Below are 21,793 nucleotides of genomic sequence, written 5' to 3'. Positions count from 1 at the left end.
TTGCCTGAATATACCAGAATATTTTTCGACTCGCCAATAAGTTACGTTTGATTAACGTACTTAACTCACTGAGATTGGGCACTTATCTACTAAATAACTTAGGTTTTTGCCAATACGTCCAAAGTAGTACTTGTTTTCTCGTTTAGTTCTATGCTAATAATGTATTCAGTTTCAAAGTAAGGTTTGAATAAATGAATTTCATCACACGCAACAGCAACACATATTTCTTTTTTAGCTTCTTTAGGTGAAGAGGCTTGACTGTTCGCGAGTGAAAAAGAATAGCTAAGCCTCCCAACTTCGGGAGGCTTTTTTTTTGGCTAAATGGGAGTGAGGACCTATGACACAAAATACATTAGATGCCCTTAGGCATGATATCAATGAGATAGATTCGGAATTACTGATTTTACTGGCAAAGCGACGTCGCATTAGTCATGGCGTGCTGGAATATAAGATTGCCAACAACAAACCTATCCGTGATGAAGCACGTGAGCAGGCACTGCTGGAGAAACTGATCCGATATGGTAAATCTCTGGGTCTTGATGCCTTTTATATAAACAGCGTTTTCCAAACTATCTTAGAAGACTCTGTATTAAACCAGCAAGCCATGCTGCAAAAGAACTTAAACCCCGATGCAGTAGGTGATACACACCGCGTTGCCTACTTGGGTGGACAAGGCTCTTATAGCCAGCTTGCTTGTCATAAATACTTCAGCCGTCGTCCCGGTAAGCTTGTGGAAATGGGTTGCCAAAGCTTTGAGCAAATCACCGAGCAGGTAGAAAAAGGCCAGGCTGACTTTGGTATTTTACCTATTGAAAATACCAGTTCAGGCAGTATCAACGAGGTCTTCGATTTATTGCAACATGCGCAAGTATCTATTGTGGGCGAAGTAACGCATACCGTAGAGCACTGCCTCCTAGCTTTGCCAGACACAGAATTACAAGCGATCGACAAAATTTATGCGCACCCCCAACCTTTTGCCCAGTGCAGCCGTTTTATTCAAGGTCTTGGGGATATTCAGCATGAAACTTGCGACTCGACCTCTAGTGCATTAAAAGAAGCTGCAGAGCACCCAAACAGTGCCGCGATTGGCTCTGCACAAGCTGGTAAAAATATGGGTCTAGAAGTGGTGAAATCTGGCCTTGCGAATCAGACCGAAAACCATAGCCGCTTTATTGTAGTAGCAAGAAAAGCACTTCAAGTATCTACTCAAATCCCAACCAAAACCAGCTTAATTATGGCCACCAAACAGCAAGTAGGCTCACTTGCTGACGCGCTGATGGTATTTAAACAGCACAATATCAATATGGTTAAGTTAGAGTCACGCCCAGTACCTGATAACCCTTGGGAAGAAGTCTTTTATGTAGATTTGCTTGCCAATATTGCAGACTCACAAGTCCAAGTAGCACTTGAAGAATTAAAAGATCATACCCAGTTTGTACGCTTACTGGGCTGCTACCAAAGCGAGTCTTTGCAAGCCGTAGATGTGTTGTAATCAATCATACTAAGTCACTCCCATAGAGACAAATAAAAAGCCAGAGCGCAAATCGCATTCTGGCTTTTTTGGTTGAGATTTATTTAACCTTAGGCTATTCGTCGCTAAGACCAAGGAGCTCGATTTCTGAGACTTGTACTAGGCCATCGTTATTCGCATTTTTGCTAATATTTAGACGATAGCTGCTATAGGCAAAAGCATTAGAGAAAGTAAACGCTCTTCGTTGTAAGCGCTCACCCCAGCTCTCACCCACCCAAACCGCGACTTCTGTCCACGTCTCACCGCCATCATTAGAACCCAGTAACTGGAAATTTTCGGGATCACGCTCTGGAGCATCATTCGCACTTGTGATTGCCAAACCACTCACAATCTGTGGCGCAGTAAAATCAGCTTGGATCCAAGATGGTGATTCCTCTGTTGGCGGGCCTTGCCACTCATTGTGATCTAACCATTTTGTCTCGATATCATTATCAAACGCCTTTTGTTCACTTTCCGCATCTCCAATACGATTACGCGCGGTAAAGCTTGTTCCAGCCAAGTCAGACAAATCTTCAAGTGCATACTGAGGTCCGGCGAGTTCAATTTCAGCTATTTGCACTAATCCATCATTATTCGCATTTTTACTGATAGACAAGCGATAATGTGTGTAAGCCAAGCCATTAGCAAACACAAAGGCACGACGTTCAAAACGTGATTCAAACGACTCCCCTACCCAAGTATTTAATACTTGCCACACTTCCCCATCGTGAGATGCTAAAAGTTGGAAGTTTTCAGGGTCACGCTCTGGCGCATCATTGGCGCTAGTAATGTACAAAGTATTTACCGCTTGCGCTTGCGGCAAGCTAACTTGAACCCAAGCTGGATTTTCAACAGTGGGAGGCCCCTGCCAATCGTTATGATCGAGCCATTTAGTCTCAACATTTTTATCAAATGCTTGCGCTGCTCCCTCTGAATCACTAATGCTAAAACGCGCCGAGTAACTCGCACCTTGTACTTGTGCATGATCTAATCCAGAGATTTCTGGACCGATTAATTCAATCTCAGCAAGCTGCATCAGGCCATCATTATTTTTGTTCTTGGTTATCTCAAAACGATAGCTTTGGTATGGCAATTGATTCGCTACCGCAAAGCTTTGGCGCTCCCCTCGCGCTTCAAAAGACTCACCAACCCAATTACTCAACCGCTGCCATGTAACCCCGTTATCGTTAGAGCCAAACAAAGCAAAGTTCTCAGGATCTCGCTCTGGTGCATCATTGGCGCTCGTTATCGCAAGCTGATTAACTGCCACCGCCTCATTAAAATCTACTTGGATCCATGAAGGTGCTTCGACAGTTGGCGGGCCTTGCCAATCATTATGATCTAGCCACTTAGTGGTTGGGTCGTTATCAAATGCCTTATCTTGGTTTTCCCCCTCACCGATACTGTTGCTTGCCGTGACCGCAAACGTCTCAGTATCAGTATGGTCAACGCTCGGATAAACCGGCCCAACAAATTGAATTTCTCCAATTTGCAGTAAGCCATCGTTATTTTTGTTCTTTGTCACTGCAATTCGGTAGCTTGTATACTTTTGTGCATTACCAAATACAAAGCCTTGACGTTCAAAGCGCGCTTCAAACGACGCCCCAACCACATTACCCAAATTAACCCAACTCGCACCCTCATCGTTAGAAGCTAATAAAGAGAAGTTTTCAGGATCTCGCTCTGGGGCATCATTAGCACTGGTAATGTAAACACCGCTAATTGCTTGTTGAGTGGGAAAATCCACCTGGATCCAAGATGGAGCTTCCTCAGTGGGTGGCCCCTGCCAGTCATTGTGGTCAAGCCATTTAGTTTGTGGATCGCCATCAAATGCTTTGTCTGCACTCTCAGCATCACCAATAGCATTTCTTGCTGTGATAGTGGCACCTGATGTCACGACTTGCTGCATCGGTCCCGTGGAGACCGGTTCATCAAATAATGGTAACGCTAAGTCCATAATACTATCGGCACTGAGGCCTAGCTGCGCAGTTAATGGGTGAGCTTGAAGCGCGTTGTAAATTGGCAATCGAAGCGCTTCAAGTGCAACTTCATCACCGCCAAGTGCGGCGCTAAGATTGCTAGCAGAGTCGCTTAAGACGCCTTGCAAAGAGCCTTGCTCGTCAAACTGTGCAAATGCAGCATTGAATAGAGAAAGCTTTTGAACACTTTCGGAAACATACGTCATCTCGCAATTTTGCTCACCAGAGTCAGAGGTTGTGCAAGTTTCCCCTAATTCAAAATTCGTTAATTGATCAGCGCTAACCACAGGTAACTCAAAAACATTGGTGTTCCCGGTTTGCCAGCCAAGGGCCCGAAGTAATAACGCAGACATCTCTACTTTTGCCAATGCCATTAATTCGGGAGTAGAGACATTACGCCCCTCAGCAATTTGCTGCTCCACCAGCATGGTTGCTAGTGTCGTCAAGGCGTTGATTTGTAAGGTCGCATCAGCACTGCCATCGGCATTTGAACCAAACGGTACGGCGACATGACTTAAGGTAGCCAAAGTCACACCAGCAATATACTCGCCACTTACCTGCTCCCCAATTTCTACAGAACCACAGCGACTGGCGTCGCAGCGCATCTGCGAGCCTTCGCTCGTTGTGGCGGTCACTTTAATGGTGGAATTAATGCCAAACCCGGCTTTACCCGTCAGTTCTATAAACAACTCCCCCGATTGACTGGTTGCCGAGTTCTCATCCATCATCATGCTAGAGCCATTGAGCGCCGTCACCGAAATGCGGGCTTGGCTCAACGCGCCTTTTATCACTGAACCTGATACTTCTGCCGTCGTCACAGCAGGGGTTACTGGCACTTCTTCAACTTTTGGGTCATCGCTCCCGCCGCCACATGCAGCCAATAAACTGCTAACGGCAATGAGCGGGATCGCATTTCTTATTTTATTTAACGTTTTCATATTTATCCCTTCTTACATATCAACCAACTCGTGTGACTAGGTTGATATAAACGCACCACAAGCAGGTGATAAGCCGTGATATTGTTTCTCGTTGTACTGACACGACTTCACCCTGTTTGCATTACTTTATGGTTATCGCCAAAGTTAAAATCGATAGGTGATCCCGGCATAGTAGCGCTGCCCGGTGTAGCTGCTGCTGCGCAATCTCGCTTTAGAATCTTCACCATAAAAGGTTCTCGGTTCTTCTTTGGTTAAGTTGATCACAGACGCGGTTAGGATCAGGTTTTCCATCAAGTTATAAGAAGCGTTCACATCAACTTGTTGGTATGGTTCCTGATATACAGTGAGCCCGTCAGCAAGCCCCAAAGCGGTTTCTCCTCGGCGGTTATATGATGCTCTGACACTAAAGGTGTCATTCTCGTAATAGGCGGAGAAGTTAAATTGATTATCGGCACTGCCAACAAGCGCAGACTCACCGACCTTTTCACCGTCTACGCTAATGTCTGCCTGATTGGTATCGTTTAGGGTGTAGTTAACGTTGAGACCAAAGCCATTGTCGAATGCATGTTGTGCAAACAGCTCTACTCCCCGAGACGTTGCATTTGTACCATTGGCGGTGGTGGTAAACGGCGTGACGGTAATATCACCCGGCGGCACAATTTCAACACCGGTAAAAGGGTTATTAAAGCCCTCAAACGGCCTTACTGAGGTAATGATCAAGGGCACGATAAAGTTATCTACGTCTTTGTTGAACACCGCAATGCCAACCGCAGATCCTTCGCCATAATAATACTCCGCAGATAAATCCATCTGTACCGATTCAAATGGTTTTAGCGCTTTGTTACCACCTGAGCCACGCCATCCTGGCTCCACAGGGTTGCCTCTAAACTCGAGCCTGTCGTCTGCCCATTCTTGAGAGATAAAGGTCAGCTGCTCTGGCGCCCCCATATCGTTGAACGGAGCTCGAGACATCGTTTTGGCGATAGCACCACGTATAACAAGATTGTCGCTGGCATCCCAGACAATATTGAAACTAGGTAAAAATTGCGAGTCAGTTACGGTACGCACGGTGGTGGTTTCAACGTCAATAAGGCGCTCATCACCTAAAATATCCTCTTCGGTGACATCATCAATGTCATCTAAAAAGTAGTTAATTTTATCCGATGACATAATCTGCGTTTCAGTCTCGACATAGCGTACCCCGATGTTTCCTCTAAAATCTCCAAAAGAAAAATCGGCCTGTAGATAGGCGGCCATGATCTCTTCTTCTATGTCGAACACAAAATCAGGCTCACGGCGCGTGTGCTTAACATATTCACTGGTCACGATTTCGCGGTATCGATCCCAATTGATCGTGGGCATCGCATTTACTTCAAAACCGCCTGGGATATTTTGTTCAGACGTTGCGTTCAAAATATCCTCCAGTTTTGGCATACCACCAATCCACTGATAAGACACTTCATCGATGGCACCTTGACTGAATGGATCTAGCTCGCCACTGGCAATTCTGTCAGCCCCATCTTGGGTAATGAAGAAGGTGTTGTTGGTTTCGCGATGCAGTGTCGCTTTACGATATTTAGCACCGACACGCAGCGTATCAACGATGCCGTACCCGACGCGATAATCAAGGTCTAACTGGGCATAGTCTTCTTCTAAGTCACTGACGACAAAGCTTGAACCTGTCGAACCCGGATCGGGATCGCCTGCAATACCAGCCTGAAGGTTAGACAACAAAGCGGGATCGGCGTACAGCGACACTCTATCACCTAATCGCCACCCTGCAAATGAAGCGGCGTTTTCAACCAGCCCGGAATCGCTACGACTCGCAGGTTGCCCGCTTTTATACGCCGCACTCCAAGATTCTGAAGGGCCACCGCTGGCTTCAGTGTGACCAAATTTACCGCGCAAATCATATAAATCACCAGCATATTCAAAGGCAAAGTCGTAGGTATCCGAGGTATCCTTTTCTACCGTATAACTACCAATGATCCAGGGGAATTCAAGATTCCCTTCAGTGCCACCAGCGCCACTGGTAAAATCCATGCCTGTCACAATCGTACCGGTTTCGTCTAGGGTAATACCGGTAAGATAATCTGGGTTGTACTTCCATTCTGGGATCCACATTTGTGACGTGGTGCGGTTTTGCCCAAGCTCAAAATGAAAATGATTGAATGTTAAAGATAAATCATCTATTGGACGCCATTGAATGGTGGCTTGTAACCCCTGACGTTCACGTTTTTCTTTGGTTACCCCAACACCTGCAACTTGCGGTGCCCAAACACCGTCATAGACGTTGCCATAAGCATCTTCTAACGCTGCAAATCGACGTGTACTATCGGCAATCACATTGCCCGCCGTGTCCGTTGCTGGCAAGTCTGAACTTGTTGCCCAACGCCAACCGCCACCGCCCGACATATCACCGCCTAAAGAGCGGTTGGTGCGGTCTTGTTTGGTATAACCAACTAGCAAGCCAAAGGTTTCTTCTTCGTTCTTCCAAGAATAAACGCCGCTAAAATTAGGCTCGTACTCTTCAGTCACATCAGCGTAGGTATATTCAACATTCAACGCCCCAGAATTTGCCTCCATATCCAGTGGTTTGCGGCTGTGAAGAATAACCGTGCCGCCAACCCCACCTTCATCTAAACGCGCCTCTGAAGACTTAAAGACTTCAACCGATTGCACCATGGTAGAAGGCAACAAAGAGTAACTAAAAGAGCGGGACGGCGAGCCCGGAGAAGAAGCGATAAAATTGCCGTTTAACTGCGTAAAAGTAAGATCCGATGACAGACCACGAATACTGACGTTTTCCCCTTCTCCGCCACTACGAGAAATCACCACGCCGGGTACGCGTTGCAGTGAATCCGCCACATTTTTATCGGGAAACTTGCCGATGTCTTCTGCTGTAATGGCATCCACAATCGCGTTTGATAAACGCTTAATCGCCAAGTTTTCGGCCATAGATGCGCGGATCCCGCGCACCTCAATTGTTTCGATTTCCTGCGCTTCCTCTTTTTCGGTTTCTTCAGCCATTGCCCAGTTAGTAGCTGATAACATAGCGAGGACCAGTGCAGACTTGCTAAATTGCCGTGACCTTCCTGTCACATGGCGTCTGTTATTATTATTGGCCATTCCTATCTCCAAGTTTTTTATAATTTGTAAAGCCACGACGTCCCTTGCTGCTCCATGACGCATGACTTTGTGACGACCCTTTTTTGTTTCCCTATAGGGGTTAATGGTTTGTGAAACACTCGTTCAGAATAGGAGCGCTCCACAAAAAGTGATAATAGAATTTCGGTTTGCACTAAGACAAAATCGGCGTTTAGGTCAAAAAAAGATCCAATTTCAATTTCCTTGGTTTATAGTCTGATTAACATAAAAACTCATTATTAGTTTCTATATTAGGCAATTTAAAAACGTTCCAAACATGTGTAACCAAATGTTTTTATTGAACTAATTAAATATTCAAAACCAAGCATTTTAAACTTTAAAATTATTCAACTTCAAGAGTGAAATATGAATTTGGCAAACTATTCAGGTAAAAACTTGGAAATATGCCTCAGCAGCGATAATCCTCATTTGTTGCAGCGAAATGCACAAATTGCTTTTGCATCTGGGGCAACAAGGATAGAACTCTGTGGTGTACTGAGTTGCGGTGGCTTGACCCCAAACCCGACGGCGATAGCGGCAGTTGCCCAGTATTTACCAAGCTTTGGCGAATGTATTGTGATGTTACGCCAAGCACCGCATTTTTTTATTGATGACACCATGCTCTATCAGTTACAAAAAGGGATAGATGGCATTGCTTGCGCTGGCGCAACTGGTATTGCGCTTGGTTTTATCGACGACAATCAAGAGATAGCGACTGACCATTGTCGAGCACTCATTGCCACGGCAAAATCCTTAGGCCTTTCTGTCACCTTTCATCGCGCCTTTGACGCCGCTGCAAACTGGCAGCAGGCAGCCGAGACGCTGCTAGAGTTAGGCGTTGAGCGGGTCTTAACCGCCGGCAATACATGGCAAAGTGGCAAAGGCGCAGCGTTTGGTACCAGTCAGCTCATTGCCTTACTGAAAAAACTCAATGCTGAAATCGAAGTTGTGATTGGTGGAGGGGTCAACACGATAAACGCAGCGGATCTTTGGCTTTTAAGTGAATTTGGTCCACTCTCTCTACATACTCACTCTGGCGTGCACCATGGCGATGAAGTTTGCCCAAGGCTAGTTAATGCAATACTCACCGGATCAGAAAAGGCAATACAATGACAGCATCGAAGCTATTTTTAGGGATTGATGGTGGCGGGACGAAATGTAAAGTTCGCCTCGAGGATCAACATGGACAGCTCCTTGCCGAGGCCACCAGCGGCCCTGCAAACATAGCAACATCAATACATCAGGCCCAAGAGTCAATGTTGAGCGCAACAATGACAGCGCTGACAAACGCAAAAATCCCCCACCACGACATTGCCAACATCAGTGCTTTTGCAGGACTTGCCGGCGCGAACGTCACGACGGCTTGTGAGGCGATGCAGCAATGGCGTTCCCCTTTTGCCCGTTTTCAATTTTCAACCGATGCACACATTGCTTGCCTTGGTGCGCATCAACACGAAGATGGCGGTGTAATCATTCTTGGCACCGGATTTTGCGCGGGTCTGGTGACGCATGGACAATTTAGGGAGTTCGGTGGTCACGGATTATTACTCAGTGATGGTGCAAGTGGCAGCTGGATCGGTTTGAGTTTAGTGAAGCATGCCATCGAGGTGCTTGATACACTTTCCCCTAGCAGTCTGATGATTGAGTCGTTTTTGGCTGCCATGAATTGCCACAGTACCGAACAGCTAGTCAAACTCACGCTAAACGCCACTCCCCAGTATTTTGCCCAGTTTGCTCAACATGTTTTTGCCACGCCAAACGATCCCTATGCCGAGCAGATCTTAAGTAGCGCGGCACAGTTTATTGAGCGTTATGTCCGTCATTTGCAGAGCTTAGGGGCACAGAAAGTCGCGTTAGTTGGGGGCATTGCTAAGCCTATTCGTCCATGGTTAGCTGCCGAATACGAAAATGCGCTGGTAACACCAGCATTATCACCAGAAGTCGCAGCGTTAACGCTCGCTCGACGTTAACTCTTTACGTAATTGCGACGGGATTTCACCAAATAAACGACGAAACTGCTTGCTAAAATAACTTGGCTCTGAAAAGCCACACTGATAAGCGACTTGTGATACTGGTAAGCGTGTTTCGACCAATAATTTACGGGCATTTTCCAATCTCACTTCGTTGATAAATTGATTCGGGGTTTTGGCTAAATGCTTCTTAAATCTGCGTTCCAGTGCGCTTACCGACAGGTGAGCAAGTTCCGCCAATTCTTCGATACAAATATGACGATGGTAATGCGCCCGAATAAATTCAACGGGCGCTTCAATGGCTCTTACGTGAGACAACGCCTTTGACGTTTTCGCTAGATGTCGTGTAACACCATAAGTGCCCATAATCGCATTTTCGCTGTCAAGTAACACTTTTTTTGACGTGGAAAACCATGCCAATTCCCCATTTGCGGTTTGGTTGAGTTCTAATCTATCCGTTACGATAAAGCCTTCCATCACTCGTTTATCATCATTAACGTATTGGAATGCCAAGTGCTGCGGTGAAAAGTCAAAATCGGTTTTCAGTAAGATTTGATCTAGGGTTTTATAGCCCTGATGTTCAACAAAGTGTTGGTTCGCATGCACTATTCTACTTTTTGTGTCTTTGACCCAAAAGAGGATGTCTGGGATCAGATCAAATGCTGCAATCAATTGATTTACGCCAGCTTTATTCAATATTGTTTGCTCTTCCATTGCCCTATTTACCGCCTTTTTATAATTATAATAATTTATTTTAAACGCCGATTTTGTTGCATTGTCAACCGAATTTTTATTATCACTTTGGCGCTTCTGTTACCTATTATCAATAACATCAGATTAACTTACCTCGATAACTCGACGGAGCTAAACGATGGATAATAACAAAATCCGCATGGCCATGATCGGTGGTGGAGAAGGCGCTTTCATAGGTGCAGTGCACCGCATAGCCGCGCGTTTAGATGGTCAAATTGAACTTGTTGCAGGCGCATTTAGCGCCCAATCAAACAAAAGCCTAGCAATGGGCCAGCAACTCGGGCTTAACCCAGCACGTTGCTATGCCAGCTACCAAACACTCTTACAACAAGAGGCGGAATTACCAGAGTCGGAGCGCATCCACTTTGTTGCCATCGTGACCCCAAACCATTTGCATTTTCCGATTGCCACAGCCGCTATCGAACACGGCTTTCACGTCTTGAGTGATAAGCCTGCAACGCTCAATTTATCTGAGGCTCTACGTCTACAAACACAGCTTCAAAAGAGCAATTGCTTGTACGGATTAACACACACCTATACCGGCTACCCGATGGTGAAAGAAGCGCGTCACCGCATCGCAAACGGCGAACTTGGCAAAATACGCAAAGTCGTCGTTGAATACAGTCAAGGATGGCTTGCAAGTGCAGATGACGAAAACAGCAAGCAAGCCAGCTGGCGACTAGATGCAAGCAAGTCTGGCGTGAGTTGTTGTATGGGCGATATCGGTGTACACGCAGCGAACCTTGCCGAATATGTGAGTGGCTTGGAGATTGAGGCGCTTTGTGCGGATTTAAACACGGTTGTGTCCGGCCGACAGCTCGACGATGACGGCACAGTGTTACTGCGCTTTGGCAACGGTGCTAAGGGCGTGTTGATGGCCAGCCAAATAGCCCTTGGCGAAGAAAATAATCTCACCTTAAAAATCTATGGTGACAAAGCCAGTATCGAATGGTCGCAAATGGAACCTAATAGTTTGTGGTTACGTGCGGCAAATGCTCCAGCTCAGTTGATCCGCACAGGAGTGGGCTCACTTAGCCAAGCAGCCATTAGCGCAACCCGTGTGCCAGCAGGTCACCCTGAGGGGTATCTGGAAGCATTTGCAAATATCTACCTTAACTTCGCCAACCTTATTCGTGCACACCAGCAGCAAGCCAATGTGCAACACGAAGAATTTGACGTGCCAAGTATTAACGCTGCAGTCCGTGGCATGGCATTTATTGAAAACGCGGTCGCAGCTAGTGCAAAAGACACTAAGTGGCACCCCTTTACCATTGGATAAAATAAGAATGAAGCAAATTAAAGGACCCGCTATTTTTCTCGCGCAGTTTGTCTCGGACGAGGCGCCATTTAACAATTTTAATAGTATTTGCCAGTGGGCAAGTAGCCTAGGTTATAAAGGTATTCAGCTACCAAGTTGGGAACAGCGACTATTTGATCTGCAAAAAGCCGCTGAAAGCCAAGATTATTGCGACGAGATCACTGGCATTGCCGCAGAGCATGGCCTTACTATTTCAGAGCTATCAACCCATTTGCAGGGTCAATTAGTGGCGGTGCATCCAGCTTATGACCAAATGTTTGACGGCTTTGCACCAGCAAAAGTGCATGGCTCGCCTCAGGCTCGTATGGAGTGGGCAACAGAGCAGCTAATGCTAGCGGCCAGTGCCAGTACTAAGCTTGGGCTAACCAGTCACGCCAGCTTTTCTGGCGCCTTGCTCTGGCATACTTTTTATCCGTGGCCACAACGCCCAACTGGCTTAGTGGAACAAGGATTTGAGGAGCTTGCAAAACGCTGGTTGCCTATTTTAAACCGCTTTGATGAGGTTGGCGTGGATGTCTGCTATGAGCTTCATCCAGGTGAAGATCTACACGATGGCGTGACTTTTGAACGCTTTTTAGCGGCGACGAATAATCACCCGCGAGCCAATATTCTTTACGATCCAAGTCACTTTGTTTTACAGCAATTGGACTACTTGGCATTTATCGACATCTATCATGAACGTATCAAAGCGTTCCATGTAAAAGATGCCGAATTTATCCCCAATGGCCGCTGCGGTGTTTACGGCGGATACCAAGGATGGCAACAACGGCCAGGACGGTTTCGTTCATTAGGAGACGGACAGGTCGACTTTAAGAAAATATTTAGTAAGTTAACACAGTACGGTTTTGATGGTTGGGCTGTATTGGAATGGGAATGCTGTATTAAGCACCCTGAAGATGGGGCCAAAGAAGGTGCTGAATTTATCAAACAGCACTTGATCAGACCAACCGAAAAAGCCTTCGATGATTTTGCAGGAAGTAGCACCGATACCGAACGCAATAATCAAATCCTCGGCATAAAATAAACAGGACTACGACCATGAATAATAATAATCATAATCGGACCGTGTTTCAGCTCTGTTGCCTTGCACTGGTCGTCACATCAATGACGTTCGCTATTCGCGCAGGCATTTTGGGGCAATTAGGTGAGCAGTTTGGACTCTCAGATACAGAACTTGGTTGGGTTAACGCCATGGCATTTCTGGGCTTTCCCGTCGCAACCATGTTAGGTGGCGCAATCTACAACGCCATTGGCGCCAAAAAGTTAGTTGCCCTCGCCTTTATTTGCCACTTTGCTGGGTTGGTTTTAACCATTACCGCTGATGGTTTTTGGTTACTGCTGATCTCGACGTTTTTAATCGGCTTTGCGAATGGTTCAGTGGAAGCTGGCTGTAATCCACTGATTGCCGAAATGTATCCGAAAAACACCACGACCATGCTCAACCGATTCCATGTTTGGTTTCCAGGCGGCATTGTGATTGGTGCACTGGCATCGAATGCCATGACTGCATCAGGCTTTAATTGGCAATGGCAAGTTGCTTTGATATTAATTCCAACGCTGATTTACGGTGCGATGATGGTCAAGTCACAGTTTCCTGAATTTGACCGCACAGATCATTCTACCACCAGCAATCTCAAGCACCTGTTTTCTCCACTCTACCTATTTTTAATTTGCTGTATGACCTTAACAGCAACAACCGAACTTGGTACGCAACAGTGGATTGAACGCATACTGGGTGCGTCAGGCGCCTCACCTATGATGATCCTTGCGCTGATCACAGGCTTAATGGCATTAGGTCGCTTCTTTGCAGGTCCAATAGTCCACCGCTTTAACCCAACAGGCGTGTTACTCGGCTCTGCGGTATTAGCAACCGCTGGGATTTTCATGATGAGCCAAGCACAAGGATCAGCAATCTACTTGGCTGCAATATTATTTGCCTTGGGTGTCACTTATTTTTGGCCAACCATGCTGGGCTGCGTTGCTGAATACACCCCAAAAACAGGCGCACTTGGTATGTCTTTAATGGGCGGTGCGGGGATGTTCGCTGTCAGCATGTGGAACCCTGTAATTGGTAGTTGGATTGATTCGGCGCGACTCGAAGCCCAAGCAGCAAACTTAACCGCGCAACAATCAGAACTAGTTGCAGGTCAAGCTGTGCTTGAAAATATTCTGTTATTCCCGGTCATTCTCATTGCCGCTTTTATCGGCCTTTACCTTTATATCAATAAAAATAAACGCGTTGAGAAATACGCGTAATACCCTTTGTATTAAGTAGCAACAAGTAAAAAGTGAACAGACGAGGTTCCAATATGCTCAACTCTATAAAAATACTAACGCTGGCATTGGCCGTTAGTTGTGCGGCTTGCGCTAGTACAACTGACAACCAATTGAGCCCGCAAGAACAACAAGCCGGATGGCAACTACTATTCGATGGCAAAGATATGTCGCAATGGCGCAACTTTAAAAGTGACGGCCTAAATAGCCAATGGCAAGTTGAGGACGGCGCGATGACACTTACCCAAGGTGGTGGCGGCGATATTCTGACCAAAAAACAGTATCAGAATTTTGAGCTCCAGCTCGATTGGAAGATTTCTAAAAAAGGCAACAGTGGGATCTTTGTATTGGCGGATGAAAAAGGCGGTGCAATTTACTCCCACGCCCCAGAAATCCAAATCCTAGATAACAAAGAACACCCAGACAATAAAATAGACTCTCACCTTGCAGGTTCTATTTATGACCTGTTCGCCGCGCCAAGTACGGCACATAAACCTGCTGAAGTTTGGAACCAAGTTCGCATTAAGCTACAAGATAGCCACCTACAAGTTTGGCAAAATGGTGTAAGCACGACGAGTATCGTGATTGGTAGCACCACTTGGAATGCTTTGGTTAAGAACAGTAAATTTGCGACATGGCAAGGGTTTGCTGAAGGTAAAAAGGGCCATATAGGTCTGCAAGATCACGGCGACAAAGTCTGGTTCAAGAACATTAAGATCAAGGAGCTATAACCATGGCAACATTTGATCATAAAGTATTGGTCGTTGGCTCAGGTGCCGGTGGCGCAATGGCCGCTTATACACTCACCAAGCTTGGTCACAAAGTTTTATTGCTAGAAGCTGGCAGAAATTACGACCCAAAAACAGAAAGCCCGATGTTCCGCCGCAATAGCGAAGCCCCACTCATGGGCGCTGGCAATAAGGATAAGAACTTTGGTTTTTACGACGCGACGATTGATGGCGGTTGGCAGGTGCCAGATGAACCATACACGCGCGCAGAAAACACCGATTTTTATTGGTGGCGTGCACGTATGCTCGGTGGCCGCACCAATCACTGGGGTCGCTACTCGCTGCGTTTTAGTGAGCACGACTTTAAGGGCAAAAGCCGCGATGGGCATGGCGCTGATTGGCCGTTTGAATATCAAGACATTGCGCCTTGGTATGATAAAACAGAAGAAATAGTCGGGATCTGTGGTACTAATACCGGCTTGGATGACATGCCCCCTTCTGCGCCTGGCGTGTTACAGCCACCACCAACACCAAGAGTACCCGAATTATTGGTTGCTGCTGCCGCGAAAAAAATGGGGATCCCAGCGGTTCCCATGCACAGAGCGGTGTTGACTCGTAATAAAGATGACCGCTTAGCGTGTTTTTACGCCACGCCTTGTGGCCACGGTTGCTCAATTGGCGCGGCATTCCAAACCACAACCTCACTTATTCCGATGGCCAAAGCGACAGGAAACCTTGAAGTGATCACCGATGCCATGGTGAAGTCAGTCGCGGTGAATGAAGATGGCAAAGTAACAGGTGTGACTTACGTCGATAAAAAGTCTGCACAAGAACATGCACTCAATGCAGATGTGGTGATTTTGGCGGCCAGTGCCTGTGAATCTGCCCGTATTTTGCTTAATTCTAAACATGCAAAACATCCCAAGGGACTTGCAAACTCAAGTGGTCAGGTAGGTCGCAATCTAATGGACTCTACCGGTGCTTGGCTTGGTGCGCAAATCCCTGCGTTAAAAGGTCGCCCACGTTATAACGAAGACGGCCATACCGGAAACCACCTTTTTATTCCTTGGTGGGGACACAAAGCCCATGAGAAAGGTGAGCTTAATTTCCCACGCGGCTATCACTTTGAAATTAGCAGCGGCTTTAATCAACCGGGCTCTGGCGTGTCTGGCAATAAACAAGGTTATGGTCCCAAGTTAAAGCAACAAGTGCGTGACGCTTATGGTTCCTATGTTGGATTTGCACTGCGTGGAGAAATGCTACCGAACAAAGATTCTTACATGGTAATTGACGAAAACGTCAAAGATAAATGGGGGATCCCGGTTGCTAAGTTCCATTTCAAATGGTCTGACAGAGAACTTAAGCAAATCGAGCATGGCCTCAAAACCGCGAAACAGATCCTTGAGAACATGGGTGCCAAAGTGGGCGAGCTACCGCCTGCAGAAAAAGCTATTTCAAAAGGCGGTGAGATCATTCATGAAGTCGGCACGACGAGAATGGGCAGCTCAGCAAAAGAATCGGTAACGAATCAGTGGGGCCAAACATGGGACTGTAACAATCTATTTGTGATGGATGCCGGTGTCTTTGCGTCTAACCCCCATAAAAATTGTACCTTAACCATAATGACCTTAGCGATGCGAAACTCAACTTGGTTGGCAGCACAAATTGATAAAGGAGCACTGTGATGAATACACCTGTCCGCGTTGATTCTTATAAATATATTTCAGGCATGACACGTCGCGAGTCATTAAAGTGGTTAGGCTTGCTTGCTGCGGGATCAGCGGTAACACTCACCGCTGGTTGCAGTAAGGCTATTGAAGGTGAAACGGCTACTGCCGGGCACTGGCCAGATATTGAAATACAGCCAGTTAGCGCTCAAGGGTATGGCACCGATCCAAACATGATCATGCCGCCAGAGTCACCTTGGCCGCTCACCCTCACCGAAGCGCAGCTCACGTTAGTTGCAGTACTAGCTGATTTTATTGTGCCAAAGGAAGGAAATCATCCATCGGCTTCTGAAGTACAAGTACCGAGTGTGATCGATGAATGGGTAAGCGCACCGTATCACGGACAACAAAAAGACAGAGTGACAATACTCCATGCGCTTGCTTGGATTGACGATGAGTCGACTTTGCGCTTTAAAAAGCTATTTTTACAACTTAGCGCAACGCAGCAAAGTAAGATTATGGATGATATTGCTTATTTTAATGCACAAACACCAGAGCAATTTCAGCGTATAGGTAAAGCATTCTTGCGCTTTAAAGATCTCGTTCTCGGCGCTTACTTCTGCACACCTGAGGGCTGTCAAGACATTGGTTATCTGGGCAATGTACCAATTGCAGGTGATTATCCTGGGCCTACTGCTGAAGCCAAGACACATCTAGATGGCGTACTTGCAGAGCTTGGACTAAGTCAGTATGCGTACCGCGACTAACCCTTGAGTCATTTTGTGATGACTAATCCCAAGCGAAGCAGAGTTAGACTCTGCTTTTTTAGTTTTAGGAAGAAATGATGTTTAAAAAAATCGTATTGTTTAAACAAGTAATGCTGTTCATTGCTTTTATTATCGCGCTGCCGCTATACGCGCAGGCATCTTATCAGTCGTTACCAATTAGCGTTCAACTGTGGTCGGTAAAAGATGAATTAGCAAGAGACTTTGATGGCACCCTGCAAGCACTCGCCAACATGGGATTTGATGGCGTTGAATTTGCGGGAAACTTTGGCGGCTATGCCAATAACCCAAGCAAATTAAAACAAAGACTAGCAGAGCTCGGCTTAGTTGCGAGCAGCGCCCACATTGGCTTTGACGCATTAGCTGAAGGAAAACTAGCCAGCACCCTACTCTTTTACAAAACCTTAGGCGTATCCACGCTCTTTATTCCTTGGGATGAAAGAGCATGGGATAAAAACCAAGTGCAAGCATTTGTAAAGCGGCTCAACCAAGTGCACCAAATTGCCAAACGTTATGATATGAAGATCGGATTCCATAATCATGAAAAGGAATTTAACCCATACGCCAATAGCACATTTTGGGATTATATCGCCACCAACACCCCAAGCGACTTTCCGCTGCAGCTCGATGTCGGCTGGGTGATTTACGCAGGTAAATCACCTAGCGATTATGTTAAGCGATATGCAGGAAGAACCGTATCGACACATATCAAAATACGTACTCACCAAGGAGATGACAAAAGCCCAATCATTGGCGAAAACCACTACCCTTGGAAAGCGCTCATCCAGACCATGCAGCAACACGGCGGCACACAGTGGCTGGTAATCGAACAAGAAGAATACCCAAGCGGCCTAACACCACTAGAAAGCGTCGCCCGCTCAAAAGCGAATTTAGATAAGATACTGAGTGAGTAACAAGCGGGAATATGTTTATCTGAAATAGTTAATAGTCACTGTCAGGTTTGATCGCGGGGGCTCGATCGAACTTGACAGTTTATTAGTTGCGTGATCAACTCGTCTACCAAACCCTTTATTTGAGATTGTGTATGCCAATTTATAGCTAGACGCTCACTTTCATTAACTAAGAACCCAACTAGATCAACAGAAATGCTGATTAACTCTACTAATTCATTAAATGTAAAGACATAAAGTGATGGGTGTTGATGGATAAATGTATTCCTAACTGTCTGCAAACGGCTAATTTTTTCTTTTTCAAATCGCTGACTATCAATTATTTTGCTACCCATATAAGGAAGAAAGTCTTCTTTCCGCAGCTTTTCGTAAAGCCATTCAATATTATCTAAATCACCATACTCTGAGTGATAACTATCTTGTTTCCGAACTAGGCGTGAGTCCGATGTAATGAGAGCTAAGCACATTGCCGATTGAACAGAGTTATGTCCGTAGATCACTGCCCATTTAAAATACGTGTTTAGCCCTCTTTCAATTTGGGACCAAGCGTCAAGTAAGCACCGCAATGACATGACTAGATCTGTTTCGAGATCAAATGATACCAACTTTTCTTTCATGTACTTATCTATTATTTATGAACGCCGCATTAAACGGCAATTTATAGTTGGCTATACTTAGCGAAGCGAACAGCAGCTAACTGTAAATTGTCCGATTCAATACTTTGTTATACGATTTCTTCTTCATACCCGTTTGACGGTGCAAGCTGCGCTGCTTTTTTTAACGCCCACCACCCGATTACAATGCTCATTAAAATCCGAACAGGAAAATAAGCGAGAGCCGGCAAACTAAATAGCCAAGCAGCAAAGTCTTTCGGCATTACATAATAAGCAACTTGCTTAACCCAATATATAAATGCCACATATTGTTTTAGGAATGTATCAAGAGAAATTGATAATTCAGCCCAATTAGAAGCAGCTGCAACCCACAACGCATAAAGACCTAACGCACCGTCTCCAAAACTCCCTATGACTGACGACCAATCGATAAATAGCAGGAATATTCTCACTGAACTCTCCATCTAGACAATCGCACAACAGCTCATTAGCGTGAATTCTTGAATATCTTACTTATCCACAAGTAAAAAACTAACAATTATCAAACTAACTTTATTGAATAATTTTAGTAACTTACCAGTAAAAGATTATAATTTCAACACGCGAATCACCTGCTACACGCAAGGAATCACCTATCTGAACCATCGATTGGCTCGCTAAGAACAAATTACATCTAGATAACGTGTTAACAATGCTCAATTTTATATGTTGCTGGTTATTTGTCGCCATAAATGACGACCTACGTAAGAAAGTGTAAGCAACGCTAGCACTTTATCTAACCCATTGTGCCGTAAACATTAAAGCTACATCAAACCGAAAATGCCAAGCGTTTGTTAGTTCACCTTTAGCATCTTGTAGATGCCAGATCGCTGAACTGATTTAGTAGTGGTAACGACACGAAATTATCGTTATCGCTTGATCGTCGAGCGCGTAAACAAGTCTGTTAGTATCATCAATACGACGAGACCAAAAACCAGATAGGTTCTCTTTCAACGCCTCTGGTTTCCCGATGCCCTCAAATGGAGAGCGCTTAACATCATTGATTAGTTTATTGATGCGCTTAAGTGTTTTCTTGTCTTGAGTTTGCCAATATAGGTAGTCATCCCGAGCGTCATCAGTCCACGCCAATAAACGTTGACTACTACTCATCAATTAACTCTCGTGCTGTTGTTTTACCAGCGCGGTACTGTGTTATTGAACGGTTTAGGTGTTCAGCGTTTTGAGGAGAACGTAGTAAATGCACTGTTTCCATAAGGCTATTGTAGTAGTCTAAAGACATAACCACTGCATCCTCAGAATCACGCCGTGTTATAACTGTTGTATCAGCATCATTAACTACACCGTCTAAAACAGCTTTGAGACTATTTCTAGCTTCAGTAAAAGATACGATTTTCATAAGCATCCCCACATGTACATTTAATGGAACAAGTGTAGTCTTCACTACCCTACTTGTACAGTAAGCTGAACATGTGTTATTGATAAACCAATGTCCGATTAACGGGTAAAAATTGAGGGCCAAAATTGAGTTATTTGTCGCCATAAATGGCGACCTACGTAAGCTCTTGGCGTAAAGTTCCCGCTAATGCATTTTTATGCCGTGATGCCTCAGCTAATACAGCTGAGATAAATTGTTCGGCATTATCTACCCCGACGAATATATTTTTAACATTCCCCATGGGTTCAACAAGTTCAATTTCAACATTTGGATAGCCTGAGTAGTTATAACGTTTTATAGACCTAGCACGCTTTACAAACTCCATGTTCTTCTGAATTTTTGCTATGTTGCTTAACGGTATCGCCAATGGCTGATAAAGACCATATCGGATGAACAAATGATTTCCCACCAAAGAAATAGGCCGTTTTGCAACAGCGCGGTACTCCGCAAAGAAAAATAGTAAGCTAAACGCCGTCAGCAGAGTAAAGATATTTGCCGCAAATAGGGACCAAATAAAATGCAAAAATAGATGCATAATTGGCATTTCAAACGCTATTAATAAAATAAAGCCAAGCAGATTACTTTGTGCGCCATCTTTATTATGGTATGTAAAGTGCTGCTCGCCACTAAAACTTTCTGGCTGCACTCGCTTAGAAAAAAGCGCATAGGTCCACATACGCGTTTCAAAACTCAGTAGCTTTGCAACAGGGCCGTCACCCGCATATTTTTTAATTGGCTTCTCAATGGCATGGTCGGGATCTTCACTCTTGCCAATGGCGGCTTTGATCGCAAGGTATACGGTTAAAATTGCGACCAGTTCAAAAGATAGAATAACAACCAAGACAACATAACGTCCGCTCTCAAGATAATGCCAAACCAGTTTGCTTTGTTCGGGAATAATGTAACTGCCAACGAGCACCGCAAGACACACTAAAACAATCGACTTCAACAAGGCTTCTTTTCTATCTTCAACACAGAAAAAACAGACTATTGGCAAGACTATCAACGCATCTAACAGAAACAGCCATTCAAAATTTGCACTGCCATAATCATTAAGCGTACCGTTTGATTGGTAATAGAACCCCCACCATAACGAAATACACACAAGAAATAATAAGGGGAGTTTTGACTTAATAGAACTACTCATACATGTCTCCGTGCGGTATCAAGCCTGAGCTAAAATTCGTGACGAAAGAGCGAAAACCAGGTGTTTAGCTCTTTTTGAGTAACTTGTTATCCGTTATCTCTTACCATTTTATTGGCTGTTACAGCTACGGAGTTGTAGGTGGTTTCAAATGTATCTGTAACCACGAAACCAAACTTTTTATACATTTCCTTTGCCGAAAAATTCGAAGCTGCAACATACAAACTAATTTTTCGTGAAGAAAGAGAAAGTAAATGTTCAAGTAGGTCTTTACCAATTCCGCGTCCTCGATGACTAGGGTGCACAAATAACGCCCTAATTTCTGACTTAAAGATGGCGCAAAATGCAACGACAGACTCTAGTTCATATACAAAGATTTGAGATTCGAATAACTGTTCGTTTCGTGTTTTATCCTCTGACAAAGGTAATAAGATAAACGTCGCATCCTCATTTTTCAGTTCGTCTAATTTAGAGCGATTGTATATTTCTTCAATGGACCGAAAGTCATCCTCTGAATAGTTCCTTATCGTCAATTTTTACTCCTTTGGGCTCACGCCTGCATAAACAGCAGGAAGTAATTGGCTAAAATCAGTGATGAACGAATAGTAGACAACTTTTGG

Annotated in this window: 19 protein-coding genes; 10 read left to right on the top strand and 9 right to left on the bottom strand. The window is 45.1% G+C overall.

The features are described from left to right. Positions 1-337 precede the first annotated feature (337 nt). Positions 338-1,492 carry a prephenate dehydratase gene (gene pheA, locus EXT47_RS04925; protein ID WP_130126010.1) on the top strand — a complete coding sequence of 385 codons (1,155 nt, stop codon included), beginning with the start codon at positions 338-340 and terminating at the stop codon, positions 1,490-1,492. Positions 1,493-1,586: 94 nt separating this feature from the next. On the opposite strand, the gene EXT47_RS04920 is transcribed toward pheA, so the two are convergent. After that, on the bottom strand, positions 1,587-4,427 hold the full coding sequence (locus tag EXT47_RS04920; RefSeq protein ID WP_130126009.1) for a discoidin domain-containing protein: 2,841 nt from the start codon (positions 4,425-4,427) through the stop codon (positions 1,587-1,589). Positions 4,428-4,571: 144 nt separating this feature from the next. After that, positions 4,572-7,556, bottom strand: coding sequence for a TonB-dependent receptor (locus EXT47_RS04915; RefSeq protein ID WP_130126008.1), 2,985 nt, complete (start codon positions 7,554-7,556; stop codon positions 4,572-4,574). Between the two features lie 384 nt (positions 7,557-7,940). Here EXT47_RS04915 and EXT47_RS04910 point away from each other — a divergent pair, with 384 nt between their 5' ends. Together EXT47_RS04910 and EXT47_RS04905 are read left to right on the top strand one after the other, a co-directional pair. Continuing rightward, the gene (locus tag EXT47_RS04910; RefSeq protein WP_039497024.1) at positions 7,941-8,687 is read left to right on the top strand and encodes a copper homeostasis protein CutC; all 747 of its coding nucleotides are present in this window, start codon (positions 7,941-7,943) and stop codon (positions 8,685-8,687) included. Next, the gene (locus EXT47_RS04905; protein ID WP_039497023.1) at positions 8,684-9,544 is read left to right on the top strand and encodes a BadF/BadG/BcrA/BcrD ATPase family protein; all 861 of its coding nucleotides are present in this window, start codon (positions 8,684-8,686) and stop codon (positions 9,542-9,544) included. Before EXT47_RS04910 ends, EXT47_RS04905 begins: the two co-directional genes overlap by 4 nt. Here EXT47_RS04905 and EXT47_RS04900 read toward each other — a convergent pair. Beyond that, the gene (locus tag EXT47_RS04900) at positions 9,524-10,258 is read right to left on the bottom strand and encodes an AraC family transcriptional regulator (RefSeq protein WP_039497021.1); all 735 of its coding nucleotides are present in this window, start codon (positions 10,256-10,258) and stop codon (positions 9,524-9,526) included. The two genes, EXT47_RS04905 and EXT47_RS04900, sit on opposite strands and share 21 nt — an antisense overlap. A gap of 157 nt (positions 10,259-10,415) precedes the next feature. On the opposite strand from EXT47_RS04900, the gene EXT47_RS04895 reads away from it, so the two are divergent. The 7 genes from EXT47_RS04895 (at position 10,416) to EXT47_RS04865 (ending at position 17,983) form a co-directional block, all read left to right on the top strand. After that, positions 10,416-11,576, top strand: a complete 1,161-nt coding sequence (locus EXT47_RS04895) for a Gfo/Idh/MocA family protein (protein WP_039497019.1) — start codon at positions 10,416-10,418, stop codon at positions 11,574-11,576. 7 nt (positions 11,577-11,583) lie between these two features. After that, entirely contained in the window at positions 11,584-12,639 is a 1,056-nt protein-coding gene (locus EXT47_RS04890; RefSeq protein ID WP_130126007.1) for a sugar phosphate isomerase/epimerase, read from the top strand. Positions 12,640-12,653: 14 nt separating this feature from the next. Continuing rightward, positions 12,654-13,871, top strand: coding sequence for a sugar MFS transporter (locus EXT47_RS04885; protein WP_130126006.1), 1,218 nt, complete (start codon positions 12,654-12,656; stop codon positions 13,869-13,871). 53 nt (positions 13,872-13,924) lie between these two features. Then, the gene (locus tag EXT47_RS04880) at positions 13,925-14,620 is read left to right on the top strand and encodes a DUF1080 domain-containing protein (protein WP_069018565.1); all 696 of its coding nucleotides are present in this window, start codon (positions 13,925-13,927) and stop codon (positions 14,618-14,620) included. 2 nt (positions 14,621-14,622) lie between these two features. Beyond that, on the top strand, positions 14,623-16,302 hold the full coding sequence (locus tag EXT47_RS04875; RefSeq protein WP_130126005.1) for a GMC family oxidoreductase: 1,680 nt from the start codon (positions 14,623-14,625) through the stop codon (positions 16,300-16,302). Beyond that, the gene (locus EXT47_RS04870) at positions 16,302-17,051 is read left to right on the top strand and encodes a gluconate 2-dehydrogenase subunit 3 family protein (protein WP_130126004.1); all 750 of its coding nucleotides are present in this window, start codon (positions 16,302-16,304) and stop codon (positions 17,049-17,051) included. The genes EXT47_RS04875 and EXT47_RS04870 overlap by 1 nt, the downstream gene beginning before the upstream one ends. A 74-nt stretch (positions 17,052-17,125) precedes the next feature. Continuing rightward, the gene (locus tag EXT47_RS04865) at positions 17,126-17,983 is read left to right on the top strand and encodes a sugar phosphate isomerase/epimerase (protein ID WP_130126003.1); all 858 of its coding nucleotides are present in this window, start codon (positions 17,126-17,128) and stop codon (positions 17,981-17,983) included. A 41-nt stretch (positions 17,984-18,024) separates the two neighbouring features. On the opposite strand, the gene EXT47_RS04860 is transcribed toward EXT47_RS04865, so the two are convergent. The 6 genes from EXT47_RS04860 to EXT47_RS04835 all read right to left on the bottom strand — a co-directional run bounded on the left by EXT47_RS04860 (position 18,025) and on the right by EXT47_RS04835 (position 21,706). Then, positions 18,025-18,597, bottom strand: a complete 573-nt coding sequence (locus EXT47_RS04860; RefSeq protein WP_130126002.1) for a hypothetical protein — start codon at positions 18,595-18,597, stop codon at positions 18,025-18,027. Between the two features lie 107 nt (positions 18,598-18,704). After that, a complete protein-coding gene (locus EXT47_RS04855; RefSeq protein WP_130126001.1) occupies positions 18,705-19,046 on the bottom strand; it encodes a hypothetical protein in 342 nt (113 codons plus the stop codon). Between the two features lie 427 nt (positions 19,047-19,473). Beyond that, positions 19,474-19,743: a Txe/YoeB family addiction module toxin gene (locus EXT47_RS04850; RefSeq protein WP_039497002.1), complete on the bottom strand. Its 270-nt coding sequence runs from the start codon at positions 19,741-19,743 to the stop codon at positions 19,474-19,476. Further along, positions 19,736-19,990, bottom strand: coding sequence for a type II toxin-antitoxin system Phd/YefM family antitoxin (locus EXT47_RS04845; RefSeq protein ID WP_039496999.1), 255 nt, complete (start codon positions 19,988-19,990; stop codon positions 19,736-19,738). The genes EXT47_RS04850 and EXT47_RS04845 overlap by 8 nt, the downstream gene beginning before the upstream one ends. Positions 19,991-20,144: 154 nt before the next feature. After that, positions 20,145-21,176 carry a hypothetical protein gene (locus EXT47_RS04840; RefSeq protein WP_130125999.1) on the bottom strand — a complete coding sequence of 344 codons (1,032 nt, stop codon included), beginning with the start codon at positions 21,174-21,176 and terminating at the stop codon, positions 20,145-20,147. Between the two features lie 86 nt (positions 21,177-21,262). Further along, positions 21,263-21,706 (bottom strand): GNAT family N-acetyltransferase, encoded by a 444-nt coding sequence (locus EXT47_RS04835; RefSeq protein WP_039496997.1) that lies wholly within the window; start codon positions 21,704-21,706, stop codon positions 21,263-21,265. Positions 21,707-21,793 lie beyond the last annotated feature (87 nt).

The sequence above is a fragment of the Pseudoalteromonas sp. CO342X genome, assembly GCF_004208915.1.
Taxonomy (GTDB): domain Bacteria; phylum Pseudomonadota; class Gammaproteobacteria; order Enterobacterales; family Alteromonadaceae; genus Pseudoalteromonas; species Pseudoalteromonas maricaloris.
Note: the sequence above shows the minus strand (reverse complement) of the source record. Positions and strands in the feature narration are given on the sequence as shown.